The organism is Haloimpatiens massiliensis (assembly GCF_900184255.1).
GTDB lineage: Bacteria > Bacillota > Clostridia > Clostridiales > Clostridiaceae > Haloimpatiens > Haloimpatiens massiliensis.
Genome location: NZ_LT854639.1, coordinates 591,964 through 609,297, shown reverse-complemented (window position 1 = coordinate 609,297; position 17,334 = coordinate 591,964). Strand labels below are relative to the sequence as shown.

The following is a 17,334-nucleotide window of genomic DNA, read 5'->3' as shown; positions in this document are numbered from 1 at the left end:
ACACTTACATTATTTTACATTACTTAAGCACACTTATTGTGTGATAATTTAAGAGTATCAAAAATAGCATTTAAACTAACTCCTTTTTTATATTGAGAATATACCCAAGCAATTACTTCTTGTTGGGATTGTTTACGAGCTATTTTTAAACCTTCTCCAAATTTAGAACAATCTGTGCTTATGCAACAAGTACAATAAAGATAAGTCAATTGAGTTAAAATCCAAAATCTCTTTATGGCTTTTTCACCACGAACTTGATAATTATCAAAACCTAATTCCATCTTATTTTGACGGAAAAATACTTCAATTGTCCAACGTTCACGGTATTGAAAAAGTATTTCTTCTGTTGTGAGATTTATATCTGTTGATATAAAAGATTTTAATGCTTTTTCATTATAGAGAGCTTCTTTAGGATAACTAATAAGAATTACAACATTTTTAAAACCATTGATTTTGCCCTCATATCTATAAACATAGTAAGAGTGCTTATTCACTGTTACGAGGTGAAAGTCTTCCTTGTTTATAGTTTTGGCAAAACCATTAATTTTATGATTCATGCGCGAGCACTTTGGGTATATAATTCTATTAGTTTTTAACGCTCCTATATATTCAAAGCCTTTTGCCTTTGCTGTTTTTATAATTATTTCAGCACTATACCAACTATCCCCTAAGACGAAACCTTGAATAGGTGGTTCGGGTAATGAAGATATTATATTTACAGCAATATTAATCTTAGTAAATTTTTTATTGTCTTTATCGACTTTAGTCTTATCATAAAGCGTTAGCTGATAAGGAATTGTAACATCGCCACATTGTAGTAAAGCACCTACAACTTGGTGTCCATAGACTTTTTTATTTTCTAAATGTGATTGATGAAATTGACACTTTTCTATAGGATTTTTAGCCCGTGACGAAGGCTTTGTCTTCTTACAGATAGTATCATCAATAATCACATAAATAGGCTTTCCTGTATCACGAGATAACTGCCAAATTTTATTAACTGCGAACTTTTGTAATGCTCTCAAAATATAATCTTCATTCCATGGGCTTTTGGATAAAAATTGACCTATGGATGTTCTATAAGTACTCTGATAGCAACTTTCAGCTATATGAATAACTTTGCCATCATACCCACGACCTACGGCTGCAAAGATAAATTCACAAACATGTTTTAATTGAGGCAGTGTTAAATATAATGATAATCCAAGTTTAATTATGAAATTGTTAATCTCTTTATTATATGGTATATTATTTTCTGTAGACATTTATATTCATCCTTTGTTTATGTTTTCTGACAGAAATATAATACACTAGGATATTATGAATGTCTATTTTTATTCCATAATTTGTTATGAAATTTGCTCATTTAAAGTAACTAAAAAAATTATGGAACCTAAATTCCCAAGGGATATAGGTAAGTGCATGTATATCATTCCTCTCTATATATTTGTGAACATTAGTGATTTTTATAAGAATTTGTAGCTTACTGATATAAACATACTCTTATTTTATCTCAGTTTATATAAAATACAAATATTTAATACTTAATTTGACGTAAAAATTATTCGGTGATACACTAGGTAAATGTAATAGAGAACATGGTTATTACTAATTTATAAGAGGGGAGTTACTTATGAAAAATAAGAAGATGTATGCAATTATAATAGTCAGTTTATTATCAATTGTAGTAATTACTATGGGGGTATATAAAAGTTTTTATAAACACAGTGAAGAGGAAAAGAAAAAAGTAGATTTAATCCAGGTGAGTAGTAAGTTATTTCAAGAGTATATGGAAAAAGAAGAAAATCAACCTGGACATGAAAATATAGAGTCATCTTATAATATTAAAGAAATAAAAATAATTGCAGGAGATTATAGAGAATTTGTTGCAGATATAAATTATGATTTAATGGCAACAACGGGTAATGATACAGAAGTGGTTAATTGTAAGTGGCCTATGAGAATAAAGAGGATAAGTGATGGCAAATATAAAGTTGTGGATCAAGGAATACATGTTAATAAGAATGGTTTAAAGCCAATAAAGGATTCAACTAAAAAGGAATATATCAAGAGCAAAGAGTTCGAAGTATCACTTAACTCACCTAATAAATACACTATAAGAGATAGACGAGTTTCTGTAACATATGATAATGGTAAGACTTGGGCGGATGTTCCTGTGGTATTAGAAAGCTTACTTAGTGAAAATGCGTTAACTGATTTGGCTAATAATGTTAATGAAAATGAATTTTTAGAAGAAGGAAGTTATTATATAACACCTGAAAAAACTGCATTTGTTTATGGAAATAAGGACAGTGATGTAAAAGTTACTATCAGTGAGGACAAAGGGAAGTCATGGAAAACTTATGAGGTTCAGGGTTCCAAGGACGACTATGGATATGAAAGAAAGTTGGTAGGATTTACTTCAAAGAACCAAGGTTATGTTGTTTTAACAACTGGTGTAGCAATGGGGCATCAAGAAAATTATATTTATGAAACAAATGATGGCGGTAAAACATGGAAAGAAATAGGAAATACAAATAAAACCTATGCCCGCGTAGTTACTGGTGCAGGGTTTGCAAGTGATAAAATTATACTTATGTGTTTTAGATATGAAAGTGATAATAATCCAACAGTATATCGTACCACTGATGAAGGGAAAACATGGAAAAAGGTATATATAAAGTTACCATCTAAATATAAATATGATTGTGCCACGCCATTATGTCCTGTTTTTAAAGGTGCAAAGGGAGTATTACCTGTTAAGCTAAGAGACGTAGATAGAACAATTCAATTTACAACAGATAACTATGGAGCAACTTGGAAATTTGATAAAGAAATAAACTATAGTAATGAGATAAAGTATAAAAAGTAGTTAAGGCACATTCAAATAAATAACAAGTCAGTATGCTAGTCCATTTTGCGTCATACTGCGTCAGCAGGTTCCACGGATAGTTCTACTAGCGGCGGAACTTGCTTCCTTGTCTGACACAAAATATACCAGCATCTTTGACTTGTTATTTATTTTCATGTACCTAAAAGAATATAATCTTTAGATATTGAAAATGGTAGTTAAAAGTAGAGTTTATATAGTTGAGATATTTATAAGGAATAAATTAGCATAGATAATTTTAAATACACCCTTGACATATAGTTAAATAGTATTATAATGTTAAATATATTCAAAATGAAATAAGTAAAGACTATGAAGAAGAGGAGTAGGGTATAAGGAATATTGAGAGAGGAAGATTCACCGGCTGAAAGATCTTCTATAGGAATTAGCTTGAAGGTAGCTTCTGAGTCTCTTTGCTGAAGTAGTAGTAGGCAAAGACGGTAAATTCGTTAAAAGTTTTAAGAGCTTATAAATAAGTTTTATAGCCTAAACAGTATATTAGTTATCCTATGGAGTAAAATAGTTCATAGGGCACTAAAGGCTTGGTTTATAGTATAAATTATTTATAAGAATAAAGGTGGTACCACGCACTGTCGTCCTTTGGATTGCAGTGCTTTTTTTATTATAAAAAATCATAGCGCTTGTTACAGGTTCTAGGTATAAGACACAAACATTTATTATAGTATCTAAAAATTACTATAAGTAAAAAGGAAAGGAGCAAAGGATATGGAAGAAAATAAAAATATAGCAAAAACTTATGACCCTAAAGAATTTGAAGACAGAATATATGAAAATTGGATGGAAAAGGGGTATTTTACTCCAGAAGTGGATGAAAATAAAAAACCATACACAATAATGATGCCACCGCCAAATATAACAGGACAATTACACTTAGGTCACGCTCTTGATGATACATTACAGGATTTTTTAATAAGAGTTAAAAGAATGCAGGGCTACAGTGCATTATATCTTCCAGGAGAAGACCATGCTAGCATAGCTACAGAAGTTAGAGTTGAAAAGGAACTTTTAAAACAAGGTCTTAACAAAAAAGAAATGGGAAGAGAAGCTTTTCTAGAAAAAGTTTGGGATTGGTCTGATGAATATAGAAATAGAATAAAAAATCAGATTCAAAAGCTAGGTGTTTCTTGTGATTTTACAAGAGAAAGATTTACCATGGATGAAAATTTAAATAAGGCCGTTAAAGAAGTTTTTGTTAAGTTATATGAGGAAGGACTTATATATAGAGGAAACAGAATTACTAACTGGTGTCCAAAGTGTCAAACAGCTCTTTCAGATGCAGAAATAGAATACGAAGAACAAAGTGGAAATTTTTGGCATATAAAATATCCAGTAAAGGACAGCGATGAATGGCTTGAAATAGCAACTACAAGACCAGAGACTATGCTTGGAGATACAGCAGTTGCAGTAAATCCTAAAGATGAAAGATATGCTCATTTAGTAGGAAAAACTTTAATACTTCCATTAGTAAATAGAGAAATTCCTATTGTAGAAGATGACTATGTAGATTTAGAGTTTGGTACAGGAGCAGTTAAGATAACACCAGCTCATGACCCAAATGACTTTGGAGTAGGTGAGAGACATGATCTTCCGCAAATAATGGTTATGAATGAAGATGGAACTATAAAAGAGGGTTATGGAAGATATTCTGGTATGGATAGATATGAAGCTAGAAAAGCTATAGTTGAAGATTTACAAAATGAGGGCTTCTTAGTAAAAATTAAAGAGCATAGCCATAATGTTGGATGTCATGATAGATGTGGAGTTACAGTAGAGCCAATGCTATCAAAACAATGGTATGTTAAAATGGAAACTCTTGCAAAGCCTGCCATAGATGCAGTAAAAGATGAAAAGATTAAAATTGTTCCAAAGAGACTTGAAAAAATATATTATAACTGGATGGAAAATATCCAAGATTGGTGTATTTCAAGACAACTTTGGTGGGGACACAGAATCCCAGTTTGGTACTGTAAGGATTGTGGAGAAGTTATAGTAGCTAAAGAAGAGCCAAACAACTGCACAAAATGTGGAAGTGCAAATTTAGAACAGGATAAAGATGTACTTGATACTTGGTTCTCATCAGCACTTTGGCCATTTTCAACTTTAGGATGGCCTGAAAAATCCGAGGATTTAAAATACTTCTATCCAACAAATGTACTTGTAACAGGCTACGATTTAATATTCTTCTGGGTTGCTAGAATGATATTCTCAGGACTTCATAATATGGATGATATACCATTTGAACATGTATTGATGCACGGTATGGTAAGAGACAGCCAAGGAAGAAAGATGTCTAAGTCACTAGGAAATGGAGTAGATCCATTAGAGATAATTGATAAATATGGTGCAGATGCTCTAAGATTTATGATTATTACAGGAAATGCTGCTGGTAATGATATAAGATTCTATGAAGAAAAAGTTGAGGCAGCTAGAAACTTTGCAAACAAAGTATGGAATGCTTCAAGATTTGTTATGATGAATTTAGACAAAGAGCTTATGGAAAAATATAAAGATTGTAAGGAGTACACTATAGCTGAGAGATGGATTCTTTCAAGAATGAACAACTTAGTGAAGGAAGTTACAGATAATATAGATAAATTTGAACTTGGAATGGCCTCACAGAAGGTTTATGAATTTATGTGGAATGAATTCTGCGATTGGTATATAGAACTTGTAAAACCAGTACTTTATGGTGAAGATGAAAAAGCAAAAGGAGTAGTATTTAATGTACTTCAAGAAGTTCTAGTTACTGGACTTAAACTTCTACATCCAGTAATGCCATTTATAACTGAAGAGATATATACTCATTTAGATGAAAGGTTAGAAACTATAACTACATCAAACTGGCCAAAATATAGTGAAGAGCTTAATGATTTAGAAGCTGAAAAGAACATGAATTATATAATGGAGGCAATTACCGCTTTAAGAAATGTAAGAGCTGAGATGAATGTACCACCTTCTAAGAAAGCTAAGGTTATGGCTTATATAACAGAAGGAAAAGAAGCTTTTAAAGAAGGAAAGATTTATTTTGAAAAACTTGCCTCAGCTTCAGAATTTGTATTCTTGAATTCTAAGGAAGAGGCAGAAAATGCAGTTTCTACAGTTACTAAGGGAGCAGAACTATATATGCCTTTACTTGATCTTGTAGATGTTGAGAAAGAATTAGAAAGATTAAATAAAGAAAAAGAAAAACTACAAAAGGAAATAGAAAGAGTAGAAAAGAAACTCTCCAACGAAAAGTTTACAAGCAAAGCCCCAGAAGCTGTTGTAAATGAAGAAAGACAAAAAGGAGAGAAGTATAAAGAAATGTACAATGCAGTTATAGAGAGACTAGAATCATTAAAAGAAATGAAATAAAAGAATATATTGTGACATAATATATTGAAGAAAAATCTGATTTTAATTCCGTAATAAATGTGTAATTTGGGACTGTTCACAATACGCCAAGAACTTCTAAATGTCTCACAGTTAAAGCCCCTAAAGCTTTCAAACTCACTTGTTCCTCGTTCAAACATGAAAGCTTCTTAACGGGTCTTTAACTGTGAGACATAAGAAGTTCTAAGGCTAGTTCAATAGTCCCCAATTCCACATTTATTACTACATTAAAATCAGATTTTTAGTTTAATATGTATGTGGTTTGAGAGGAGAAGCCTACTAAAGGATGATTTTCCTCCACTACGTTACGGAAAATCTTTAATTTATAAAACAAATAAAAAGGCTCCCATAATCTTTTTAGGCGTAGCCTTTCGTTTAGGACTTAAATCCCAGTTATTAATAATACTTTGACTAATTGGGAGATATAATTAGTTACTTTGATTAGAAACTAATGAATCACTAATTATTAAAATAAAATATTGAATAAAATTTAATATATTTTGCTATAAGGCATTGGCTTGTATAAACATTGGTTTTAATATTTACGCTGGCTACCGCCGATAAAAGATCTTTAAAGTGCTTAAAAAAAGGCTATAACTATTCCATTTATTTAATTAAAGATTTTCCGTAACATAGTGGAGGAAAATTTTCATTTAGTAGGCCGTCTCCCCCCCATAAGTAATGTATGTATGAACCGAAAAATCTGTCTTTAAGGTAACAATAAATATATTTTTTTAGACTATTGAGCTAGCCTTAGAAATTCTTTGTTTTCAAATTTCAATACCCGTTAAGAGGCTTTCATGTTTGAGTGCCGTTAGAAGCGAGTTTGAAAGCTTTAGGGGATTGAAATTTGAAAACATTAGAATTTCTTGGCGTATTGTAAGCAGTCTTAAAAAATATATTTATTGTGGACTTAAAGACAGATTTTTCTTACTGCACTTACATCACAATATCTTATATTGAGAATTATGTAAATATAGTATATTATTATATTGTATTTTATGTGTAGGGGGAAGATAAATATGGATTACAAACAGGTTATGGACTATGTAAATAATACAGCACGTTTTGGAACAAATCTGGGGTTAAGTAGAACAGAAAAGTTATTAGAAATTTTGGGCGAACCTGAAAAAAAATTAAAGTGTATACATATAGCAGGTACCAATGGAAAAGGATCTACCACTGCTATGTTAAATGAAATATTAAGAGAAGCAGGATACAGGGTTGGAATGTATACATCACCTTATATTGAGGAATTTGAAGAGAGAATACAAGTAAATGGTAAAAATATAAGTAAAGAAGAATTAATAGATGTAATTAGTAGGGTAAAAGAAGCTGTAGATAAAGTTATAGAAATGGGATATGAGCATCCAACTCAATTTGAAATTATAACTTGCGCTATGTACTTATATTTTTATGAACAGGCAGTAGACTATGCGGTTATAGAAGTAGGAATGGGAGGAAGACTTGATTCTACCAATGTAATAAATCCTATTTTAACTATAATTACTTCTATAAGTTTTGATCATATGCAAGTTTTAGGAAATACTTTAGATAAAATAGCTGGGGAAAAAGCAGGTATAATAAAAGAAAATGTACCTTTGGTTTTATATCCACAGGAGGATTTAGCAGAAAAAACTATAGAACAGGTGTGTTATAAAAATAATAGTAGAATTATAAGAGTAAGTAAGGAGTCAGGTAAACATATAGAAAATACAAAGGTTGTAAAAGAAAATGGTGTACAAGCAGTAATGCAAAGGCTACAAATAAATACTAAAAAGCGTACATACAATTTAAATCTATCTCTTTTAGGAAAGCATCAAATAATTAACTGTGCAGTAGCAATAAATGCAGTGGAAGAATTAATAGATATGGGACTTAACATATCAGAAGAAGATATAAAAAAAGCTTTGGAGAATGTATCTTGGCCTGCAAGGCTTGAAATTATGAAAAACAATCCTACAGTGGTCATAGATGGTGCTCATAATATAGATGGTGTAATCAATATTACAGAAAGTATAGATACATATTTTGAATATGATAAATTAGTATTAATTCTAGGTATATTGGCAGACAAACAAGTGGATTCTATGATAAAGGTCATAACTCCAAAAGCAAGTAGAGTGTTAACTGTAACTCCAAACAGTGAAAGAGCAGAACTCAGTGAGGATTTAAAGGAAGAGGTTTTAAAGTATAATAAAAACTGTGAAGCATTTTTAGATTATGCGGAAGCATATAATAAAGCTTTGTCTTATTGTGGAGAAAATGATTTACTTCTTATATGTGGTTCACTGTATATGGTAGGAGATATGCGAAGAATAATCCGTAAGTAGCATAAATTACAACGTAATTTATGGTTTAAGTGGGCTAGTGGGCTGTCTCCCCATAAGTAATTTATGTATGAACCGAAAAATCTGTTTTTAAGGTAACAATAAATATATTTTTTTAGACTATTGAGCTAGCCTTAGAAATTCTTTGTTTTCAAATTTCAATACCCGTCAAGAAACTTTCATGTTTGAGCGCCGTTAGAAGCGAGTTTGAAAGTTTTAGGGTATTGAAATTTGAAAACATTAGAATTTCTTGGCGTATTGCGAGCAGTCTAAAAAAATATATTTATTGTGGACTTAAAAACAGATTTTTCTTATGGCACTTGCTTTACAAATTTCTTATATGTATTTTTTTAGTGCTCTAGCTAGCTGGTCTGGGCAAGAAGTGGATTTTGGACCACAAGTAGTTCCTTCAAGTTTTTTAATAACTTCATGTACATCCATACCTTCTACAAGCTTAGATATGCCTTTTAGATTTCCATCACATCCGCCTAAAAAAGAAACATTTGTAACTTTTCCATCTACAATATCAAAATTTATTTCTCTTGAACACACGCCTTCTGTTAAATAATTAAACAATAAAATCAGCCTCCTATAAAGTGATTATGTATGTTGAATTTATACAAATGTAGTGTTTTGCTAATGTAAGCTTGAATAATGTACATATAGCATAAATACATAGGGTATAAATACATCCAGATAAAATTATATTTTACAAAACAGTAGTTTGTCCAGTAAAAATAGAAATTTATAAATTTTAACCAAAAAAGAATTATATTATTACCAAAATGATATGTTTCACCATAATATATGATTATGAGGGGGTGAACAGTTTGAAATATTTATATGTATGTAATACTTCATCAGATTCAATTTCTAAGGTAGATTTAGAAAATTTTACTCAAGTGGATAAGATTTTGTTAAGAAATGATTCAAGAAGGATTGGACCACATGGTATTTGTATAAATTCAAATCAAATCTTCACTGCTAATAATTACACTAATGATATAAGTATTGTGGATATAAAGAATAAAAAAAACGTAGAGAACTATACTATAGGAATGCATTGTAATGATGTAAAGATTTTAAATGATACGGCTTATGTTATATGTGGCAATTCTAATATTTTAGCAGCTTTTAATTTACAGGAAAAGGGTATACAAACTCAAATTCCATGTGGAAGTTTACCTCACAGTATGCATATTGATAAAAGAAGAAATATAATGGTAATAGCAAATATGAATGATGATAGTATAACTTTAGTTGATTGTAAAAAAAATACAGTTATTAAAAATATAAGAGTTGGAGCTTATCCTACAAAAGCAGTTTTTTCTCCTAATGGGGATTATATATATGTTTGCGAAAGTAATTTAGGGCTGAATTATAAAGGCAGTATATCAATTATTTCATTAAAGAATTTTCAGATACTAAATAGAGTTAAAGTGGGCAATAGCCCAGTGGACATGTATTTGGATACAAGCTTTTGCTATGTTTCTAATTTTGGAGATGGAAGTATAAGCATTGTAGATATGACTAATGCTAAGGAGGTTAAAGTTATAAGGGTTGGGGGTATGCCTAGAGGCATAATAAGATTAAAAAAAGATTTATATATAGGAGATAATTATAATAATTTACTTATGAAAATAGATATAACAAATGAAAATAAAAAAGTCATATCCATAGGTGGAGAACCTACAGGAATGACTTTGATTTAAATTTCTTCATCAATAAGCAGTTTAATTATTTTATTGTATAATTTAGAAGAATGTTTTTTCCACTTACTGCACAGCTCTCTAGCTTGTTTATTTGAGGGAACACCAATTTTTATATCTATAAGTGTATAGTCTGATTCTGAGGCTTTTAAATTTACTATAAAATTATCAGAATTTTCTATGGTATAGTCTGCAGTTATAGTTAGTTCTTTCTTTATATCCCTCATTTGTTTTTGTAAATAATCATCTATTGAACTAATTTTCTCAACAGATATTCTCTTTTGAAACAGCCATAAGACCTTAGAGCCTTTTTCAGTTATAATAAGCCTATGCTTATTATTTCTTTCTGTTTCATCTATAAATTTAGAAGATAGTAATTCAGAGAGATATTGCTGAAGGCTAAAATAGTTCATAAAATTATTTTCTAGTACTATATTCGTAAGTTGCATATTAGATATAGGCAAATTAATTTTTTCTAATATATATAATAACAGTAGTTTATTTTCTGCTAATTCAAGGGTATCATCAAACATATTTGCAGCCTCCTTTTAGGTAACTATACTCATTATAACATAAAAGATAAAAATATAGTAAGGAGTGATTTCTCTACTTACTAAAAATTTTTCTAAAGAGTTTTTCATATTTGTTTTGTGTTTGGAATATAAATTATAAGAATAACTGTAATATGGAGGATTTAATGATTAGATTAAAAAGAATTAGAAATAATTCTATGGGAATATTTTTGTTGGTATTTTTTATTTTTTTATTTCTATTTATTGTGAGCTATTTTTCAAAATCAACATTAACTTTTTTAAATAAAAGTAAAAAAATACCTATTTACTCGGTAGATACTAGGGATAAAAAGGTTTCTATAACTTTTGACTCAAATTGGGGTAATGATAACACAGATGAAATATTAGATATACTAGATAAATATAATGTAAAGGCAACTTTTTTTCTAGTTGGAAAATGGATAGATGATTATCCAGAAAAGGCAGAAAAGCTATTTAAACGAGGGCATGAGCTGGGTAACCATTCAAATACACATGCTGATTTAACTAGAGTATCTAAAACTAAAATAATTCAAGAAGTACAGTTAGGGGATAATAAAATAAGAAATATAACAGGTGAATTTCCTAAATTGTTTAGATGTCCGTCAGGAGCTTATAATGATCTAGTTGTAGATACTATACAGGAAAACAATCATTATTGTATTCAGTGGAATGTTGATAGCATAGATTGGAAAGAACAGGGAAGTGATATAGAGTATAATAGAGTTATGAAAAAGATTAAGCCAGGATCTATATTATTATTTCACAATAATGCCAAGTACACTCCTAAAAACTTATCTAGAATAATAGAAAACTTGCAAAATCAAGGATATACTTTTGTAAAAGTAGGAGATTTGATTTATACGGAGAATTATTATATAGACCACCTAGGAAATCAAATAGGTAAATAAAATCATTTAATTAATTATTTTTTTTGCAAAATAACTTTCATTTTTTTAAATATACAGTTAAAATTTAAGTAATACCTTGAAAAATATATAGCATCTGTATTATAATGGCAATAAAAGTCCGGTAGAAAAATTATAAAAAATATAATTATATATAAATAGTAATAATATTTAACACATTGGAATATTTTATAGTGTATAAAACATAAAAACTAAGGGGAAAGAGGGATTGTGATGGATAATTTAATGATGAACAACAAAATATATTTAGAGGGGACTATGGCTAACCAATTAGAATTTAGTCATGAAATGTATGGAGAAGGTTTCTATAACTTTATATTGGAAGTTCCAAGACTAAGTAATTCAAAAGATATTCTTAATATTACTGTTTCAGAAAGACTTATAACAGGAATGAATTTGGAACCAGGTTCTGAGCTATGTGTAGAGGGACAGTTAAGATCTTATAATAAGTATGTAGATGGATCTAATAGACTTATATTAACTGTTTTTGCTAGAGACGTAAGGTATTGTTTAGAAAAAAGCAAGAATCCAAATATAATATTTCTTGATGGATATATTTGCAAAAACCCTGTATACAGGCTTACTCCTTTTGGAAGGGAAATATCAGATATGCTTCTAGCAGTAAACAGACCATATAACAAATCGGATTATATACCTACTATAGCATGGGGAAGAAATTCTAGATTTTGTAAAACTCTAGAAGTAGGAGATAATATAAGAATTTGGGGAAGACTTCAAAGTCGAGAATATCAAAAGAAATTATCTGAAAATAAAGTTATAAACAAAGTAGCCTATGAAGTGTCTATATCTAAAATGGAAAAAGTTAATAGCGAAAATGAAGTTGTCGACCACAGTGAAAACGATTTAAATGAAGAAGATGCTATTTAAGGTTAAGCTGTAGTGAAAACCCCTATCTACAATTTAATGTAAGTGTAGATAGGGGTTTGTTTTATTATTTTCTTAGATCATCTAATATTTGTGTTTTGTCTTTAGTATTTTCATCTACTGTTTTAACTATTTTAGCAGGAGAACCAGCAACTACTACATTTTCTGGAACATCACTTACTACTACTGAACCTGCTGCGACTACGGCACCTTTTCCTACTCGTACACCTTCTAGTATAACTGCATTGGCACCTATTAAAACATTATCTTCTATAATGCATGGTGATTTACTAGGTGGTTCTAGAACTCCAGCTACAACTGCACCGGCTCCAAGATGAACCTTAGCTCCTATTTGAGCTCTTGCTCCTACTACAGCGTTCATATCTATCATAGTTTCTTCACCAATTTCAGCTCCTATGTTTATAACAGCTCCCATCATTATAACAGCTTTATCTTTTATAAGGGCTTTGTCTCTTATGATAGCACCTGGTTCAATTCTAGCATTTACATTTCTAAGGTCTAAAAGTGGAATAGCGGAATTTCTTCTATCCTGTTCAATTTTTATGCTTTCTATCTTATCTTTATTTTTTTCTATAAATTTAGATATGTTTTCACTTTCACCAAATAGTATATGTAAATTGCCACTAGAAAAATCTTCAATATCATCAAAAGAGCAATTGCTTAAATCTCCTTTAATATATGCTTTTATAGGAGTAGACTTTTCTGCTTCTTTTATATACCTGGCTAGTTCATATGGATCTGTTAAATTATAAGACATTTTAATATCGTTATGCAAAAAACTAAAAAATAAGTTTTGCTAACGATTCACCTCCTTTATTATAGATTTAAATATACTTTCTTCTATCATATCATTATAATAAATAATATCTTCAATTTAAAGAGAAAATATACCAAATTAACATATTAGTTAATGATCAATATATCAATACTCAATTATTTTGTATATTTAATTTTACATTTTAAAATTAAATATATTGTATAATAAGTATAAGTATTATTATATAAAATGAAAATATAAAATTTGAATTTAGAGGTGACTATATATAATGAAAAAGATTATAGCTGAAAATGCAGATAAAATAGAAATTTCTGGTATAAGAAAGTTTTTTAATAAGGTTTCACAATATGAAGATGTGATATCACTTACACTAGGACAGCCAGATTTTAAGGTGCCTAGTAAAATAAAAGAAGCCATGATAGAAGCTATATATGAAAATAAGACTACATATACATCAAATGCAGGTATTAAGGAATTAAGAGAAGAAATAAGCAGATACTTGAAAACTTTATATATAGATTATAATCCAGATGAGATTTGTGTAACAGTAGGGGGAAGTCAAGGGTTATATGCAGCTTTTGCATCAGTTATTGACCCAGGAGATAAAATACTTATACCTTCTATAGCATATCCTGCTTATGAAAGCTGCGTTAAATTGCTAGGAGGCACAGTTGTAAATTTTGATTTAGATGAAAAGTTCAATTTAGATATAGAAAATTTAAAAATGATAGTGAAAGGAGAAAAACCTAAGGTACTAGTATTGTCATATCCTTCTAATCCTACAGGCGCTGTACTTACAGAGAAGTTAAGAAATGAATTGTATGATTTGATAAAGAAAAATGACATTTTAGTTATAACCGATGAAATATATAGCTCTATATATTTTGATGAAAGATATTACTCTATAGCTGCATTTGAAGATATAAAAGAAAAAATAATTTTTGTAGGTGGATTTTCAAAAATGTTTTCTATGACAGGACTTAGAATAGGATATGTATGCGCTTGTAAAGATATATTAGAGAGTATAATTAAAGTACATCAATACAATGTATCTTGTGCCACATCTATAAGTCAATACGGTGCTTTAGAAGGACTTAGAAGTTGTATGAAAGATGTGGAATATATGAAATGTGAATTTAAAAGAAGAAGGGATTATGTATATGATAGGCTTTTAAATATGGGATTGGAGGTAATAAAGCCAGACGGAGCTTTTTATATATTTCCCTCTATCAAGAAATTTAATATATCTAGTGAGGAGTTTTGTGACAGACTTCTTAAGGAGCAAGGTGTTGCTATAGTACCAGGATCTGCCTTTGGAAGTGGTGGAGAAGGATACATTAGGATTTCTTATTGCTATAGTGAGGAAGAATTAGAAAAAGCATTAGACGGACTTGAAAAGTTTATATGCAACATATAAGAAAATTATGACTTTGCCATAATTTTCAGTGTGATAGTGTGCCAGTTGGCTAGAGGGCTAGTAAAGGGTAAATTTTCTTCATTGCATTACGAAAAATTTTAGAATTTAAAAAAGATAACATAATTTCACGTTGTGAAATTATGTTATCTTTTGGCTTAACTTAAATCTTTTAATGGCGATAGCCGGCCTTAATATATAAATAATTCAACTTTCGCAGTTATAAAATAAAAATATAAAATTTAAAATGAAGAATAAAGCTCTTTTAGAAACTAACTATAATTTGAAATTTACAGGTAAGTAGTAGGTAATAGGTAAGAGCTAAGAAGTAAGAGTTAAGGATAAAACTCGAAGAGTTTTTTATAATTAATTTGTAAGTACCAGGTAATAAGTAGTAGTTGTAGTGAAAATTCAGCTTTGCTGAATTTTTTAAAGAAACTTTTACCTTTTACCTATTAGTTCTTACCTTTTCACTCTTACTTTTTACTTCTTACCTATTCTACAAATACCTATTTTACATTCTAAATTTTAAATTAAAAAACCTTATTAATCTAATGTAGAGCTTGAACTTTATGTGCGAAAGTTGAGTTATTCACTAAAAAAATTGTGGTGTAGGGTATAAGTGGTTCAGGAAATAGTAAATTTGTTAGGGGGGAATTAAGGTGAATAAAATTACATGTATTTGTTTAGGCGTAAGAAGTATGGAGAAGGCAATAAAATTTTATAGGGATGACCTTGGATTTGAAACTGATGAAAAAGGTAATAACCCTGATGTTATATTTTTTAATACACCTGGAACGAAATTTGAGTTGTTTCCTTTAGAATTATTAGTAAAAGATATTAGCGAAGAAAATACTCCTAAAATAGTTAATGGTTTTGCAGGAATCACATTAGCTTATAATGTAGAATATAAAGAAGATGTTGATAAGGTTATGGAATTAGCCAGAAATGCTGGTGCCCAAATAGTTAAAGAACCTCAAGATGTATTTTGGGGTGGATATCATGCATATTTTGCTGATTTAGATGGTTACTATTGGGAAGTTGCTTGGGGCCCAAATTTTGAATACGATGATAACGGAATGCTTGTTTTTTAACAGGTGAAATTTATACTAAATCTTAAATTGAAAAGTGATTGGTACTTTAGAATAAATTTTTCTATAGCCTGTAAAGTTATGCGAAGTTTCAATTTATCTAACAGTTAAAGTTATATATTCTTATATAAATCCTAATAATTGGCTATCGCCAATAAAAGATTTTTAGAGCGCTTAAAAGAAAAGCTATAACTACTCCATTCAATGAAACAGTTATAGTTTTTCGTACTATCCTATTTATTTAATTAAAGCTTTTCCGTAACATAGTGGAGGAAAAGCCTCTTTTAGTAGGCCATCTCTTCACCACAAGTAATATACGTATGAACCGAAAAATCTGTCTTTAAGGTAACAATAAATATATTTTTTTAGACTATTGAGCTAGCCTTAGAAATTCTTTGTTTTCAAATTTCGATACCCGTTAAGAAGCTTTCATGTTTGAGTGCCGTTAGAAGCGAGTTTGAAAGCTTTAGGGTATTGAAATTTGAAAACATTAGAATTTCTTGGCGTATTGCGAGCAGTCTTAAAAAATATATTTATTGTGGACTTAAAGACAGATTTTTCTTATTGCACTTATATCACAATATTCTTATTTTGTATTTAAAACGTGATCCATAGAATAAAGCCCTGGTGTTTTGTCACACATAAATTTACATGCTTTAAGGGCTCCAACTGCAAAAACTTCTCTAGAAAGAGCTGTATGTTTAAGCTCTATAACTTCACCATTGCCTGCAAATATAATCTCATGTTCTCCTACTATAGAGCCACCTCTTATAGCATGAACACCTATTTCTTTTTCTTCTCTTTTAGAAATACCACTTCTGCCAAATTTATATTGGGTTTCTTCTTTTATGGATTCTCTTATGGTGTCCCCTAAAAGCAGGGCAGTTCCGCTTGGAGCATCCACCTTTTGATTATGATGTTTTTCTATTATTTCTATATCGAAATCCTCATAAAGTAGGGCACTTATATTTCTTAATACATTGTTTATGACATTTATGCCTATGGACATATTAGCTGAGCGAAAGAGAGGAATTTTTTTACTCCATTCATTTATTTTATTAATTTGTTCTTCTGTGTATCCTGTAGTACATAAAACTAATGGTTTATTTTTTTCTTCAGCATAGTTTAATAGGGAATCTAGTGCATCTGCTCTAGAAAAATCTAAAATTACATCAAAATCTAAATTACAGTCATTAATATTACCGAATACTGGGTAGCAGCAAGTTTTTTCAATATTTTTATCTATACCACCACATATTTCTAAGTCTTTAAAATTAGTGATGGTTTGAGAAATCATTCTGCCCATTTTTCCGTTACATCCGCTTAATAATATTTTTGTCATT

Annotated in this window: 13 protein-coding genes and 1 other annotated feature; of the genes, 8 read left to right on the top strand and 5 right to left on the bottom strand. The window is 29.8% G+C overall.

Annotated features, from left to right (window positions below; genetic code table 11):
- Positions 1-23: 23 nt before the first annotated feature.
- Entirely contained in the window at positions 24-1,265 is a 1,242-nt protein-coding gene (locus tag C1715_RS08035) for an IS701 family transposase (protein WP_102399572.1), read from the bottom strand.
- A 368-nt stretch (positions 1,266-1,633) separates the two neighbouring features.
- Here C1715_RS08035 and C1715_RS08030 point away from each other — a divergent pair, with 368 nt between their 5' ends.
- The 3 genes from C1715_RS08030 (at position 1,634) to C1715_RS08020 (ending at position 8,616) form a co-directional block, all read left to right on the top strand.
- The gene (locus C1715_RS08030; protein ID WP_102399974.1) at positions 1,634-2,872 is read left to right on the top strand and encodes a WD40/YVTN/BNR-like repeat-containing protein; all 1,239 of its coding nucleotides are present in this window, start codon (positions 1,634-1,636) and stop codon (positions 2,870-2,872) included.
- 321 nt (positions 2,873-3,193) lie between these two features.
- Positions 3,194-3,494, top strand: a binding site (T-box leader).
- Positions 3,495-3,616: 122 nt separating this feature from the next.
- Positions 3,617-6,265 carry a valine--tRNA ligase gene (locus C1715_RS08025; protein ID WP_102399973.1) on the top strand — a complete coding sequence of 883 codons (2,649 nt, stop codon included), beginning with the start codon at positions 3,617-3,619 and terminating at the stop codon, positions 6,263-6,265.
- A 1,040-nt stretch (positions 6,266-7,305) separates the two neighbouring features.
- Positions 7,306-8,616, top strand: coding sequence for a bifunctional folylpolyglutamate synthase/dihydrofolate synthase (locus tag C1715_RS08020; protein ID WP_102399972.1), 1,311 nt, complete (start codon positions 7,306-7,308; stop codon positions 8,614-8,616).
- A 333-nt stretch (positions 8,617-8,949) separates the two neighbouring features.
- Here C1715_RS08020 and C1715_RS08015 read toward each other — a convergent pair whose 3' ends face one another.
- On the bottom strand, positions 8,950-9,189 hold the full coding sequence (locus tag C1715_RS08015) for a TIGR03905 family TSCPD domain-containing protein (protein WP_102399971.1): 240 nt from the start codon (positions 9,187-9,189) through the stop codon (positions 8,950-8,952).
- Positions 9,190-9,443: 254 nt separating this feature from the next.
- On the opposite strand from C1715_RS08015, the gene C1715_RS08010 reads away from it, so the two are divergent.
- Entirely contained in the window at positions 9,444-10,325 is an 882-nt protein-coding gene (locus C1715_RS08010) for a YncE family protein (RefSeq protein ID WP_102399970.1), read from the top strand.
- Here the strand turns inward: C1715_RS08010 and C1715_RS08005 are convergent.
- Entirely contained in the window at positions 10,322-10,855 is a 534-nt protein-coding gene (locus C1715_RS08005) for a DUF4364 family protein (RefSeq protein WP_102399969.1), read from the bottom strand. The two genes, C1715_RS08010 and C1715_RS08005, sit on opposite strands and share 4 nt — an antisense overlap.
- A 164-nt stretch (positions 10,856-11,019) precedes the next feature.
- On the opposite strand from C1715_RS08005, the gene pdaB reads away from it, so the two are divergent.
- Together pdaB and C1715_RS07995 are read left to right on the top strand one after the other, a co-directional pair.
- Positions 11,020-11,784: a polysaccharide deacetylase family sporulation protein PdaB gene (gene pdaB / locus C1715_RS08000; RefSeq protein ID WP_242971922.1), complete on the top strand. Its 765-nt coding sequence runs from the start codon at positions 11,020-11,022 to the stop codon at positions 11,782-11,784.
- A 231-nt stretch (positions 11,785-12,015) separates the two neighbouring features.
- Positions 12,016-12,690 (top strand): single-stranded DNA-binding protein, encoded by a 675-nt coding sequence (locus tag C1715_RS07995; RefSeq protein ID WP_180964027.1) that lies wholly within the window; start codon positions 12,016-12,018, stop codon positions 12,688-12,690.
- Between the two features lie 64 nt (positions 12,691-12,754).
- Here C1715_RS07995 and dapD read toward each other — a convergent pair whose 3' ends face one another.
- A complete protein-coding gene (dapD, locus tag C1715_RS07990; protein WP_102400017.1) occupies positions 12,755-13,465 on the bottom strand; it encodes a 2,3,4,5-tetrahydropyridine-2,6-dicarboxylate N-acetyltransferase in 711 nt (236 codons plus the stop codon).
- Between the two features lie 289 nt (positions 13,466-13,754).
- On the opposite strand from dapD, the gene C1715_RS07985 reads away from it, so the two are divergent.
- Both C1715_RS07985 and C1715_RS07980 read left to right on the top strand, forming a co-directional pair.
- Positions 13,755-14,903, top strand: a complete 1,149-nt coding sequence (locus C1715_RS07985; RefSeq protein ID WP_102399967.1) for a pyridoxal phosphate-dependent aminotransferase — start codon at positions 13,755-13,757, stop codon at positions 14,901-14,903.
- A gap of 659 nt (positions 14,904-15,562) precedes the next feature.
- Entirely contained in the window at positions 15,563-15,994 is a 432-nt protein-coding gene (locus C1715_RS07980) for a VOC family protein (protein ID WP_102399966.1), read from the top strand.
- A gap of 583 nt (positions 15,995-16,577) precedes the next feature.
- On the opposite strand, the gene dapB is transcribed toward C1715_RS07980, so the two are convergent.
- Entirely contained in the window at positions 16,578-17,333 is a 756-nt protein-coding gene (dapB, locus tag C1715_RS07975; RefSeq protein ID WP_102399965.1) for a 4-hydroxy-tetrahydrodipicolinate reductase, read from the bottom strand.
- Between the last annotated feature and the right edge of the window lies 1 nt (position 17,334).

Coding starts and splice junctions, on each gene's coding strand:
- C1715_RS08035 (WP_102399572.1), bottom strand. CDS start 1,265: ATGTCTACAGAAAATAATATACCATATAATAAAGAGATTAACAATTTC.
- C1715_RS08020 (WP_102399972.1), top strand. CDS start 7,306: ATGGATTACAAACAGGTTATGGACTATGTAAATAATACAGCACGTTTT.
- pdaB (WP_242971922.1), top strand. CDS start 11,020: ATGATTAGATTAAAAAGAATTAGAAATAATTCTATGGGAATATTTTTG.
- C1715_RS07995 (WP_180964027.1), top strand. CDS start 12,016: ATGGATAATTTAATGATGAACAACAAAATATATTTAGAGGGGACTATG.
- C1715_RS07985 (WP_102399967.1), top strand. CDS start 13,755: ATGAAAAAGATTATAGCTGAAAATGCAGATAAAATAGAAATTTCTGGT.
- C1715_RS08005 (WP_102399969.1), bottom strand. CDS start 10,855: ATGTTTGATGATACCCTTGAATTAGCAGAAAATAAACTACTGTTATTA.
- dapD (WP_102400017.1), bottom strand. CDS start 13,465: ATGTCTTATAATTTAACAGATCCATATGAACTAGCCAGGTATATAAAA.
- dapB (WP_102399965.1), bottom strand. CDS start 17,333: ATGACAAAAATATTATTAAGCGGATGTAACGGAAAAATGGGCAGAATG.
- C1715_RS08025 (WP_102399973.1), top strand. CDS start 3,617: ATGGAAGAAAATAAAAATATAGCAAAAACTTATGACCCTAAAGAATTT.
- C1715_RS08030 (WP_102399974.1), top strand. CDS start 1,634: ATGAAAAATAAGAAGATGTATGCAATTATAATAGTCAGTTTATTATCA.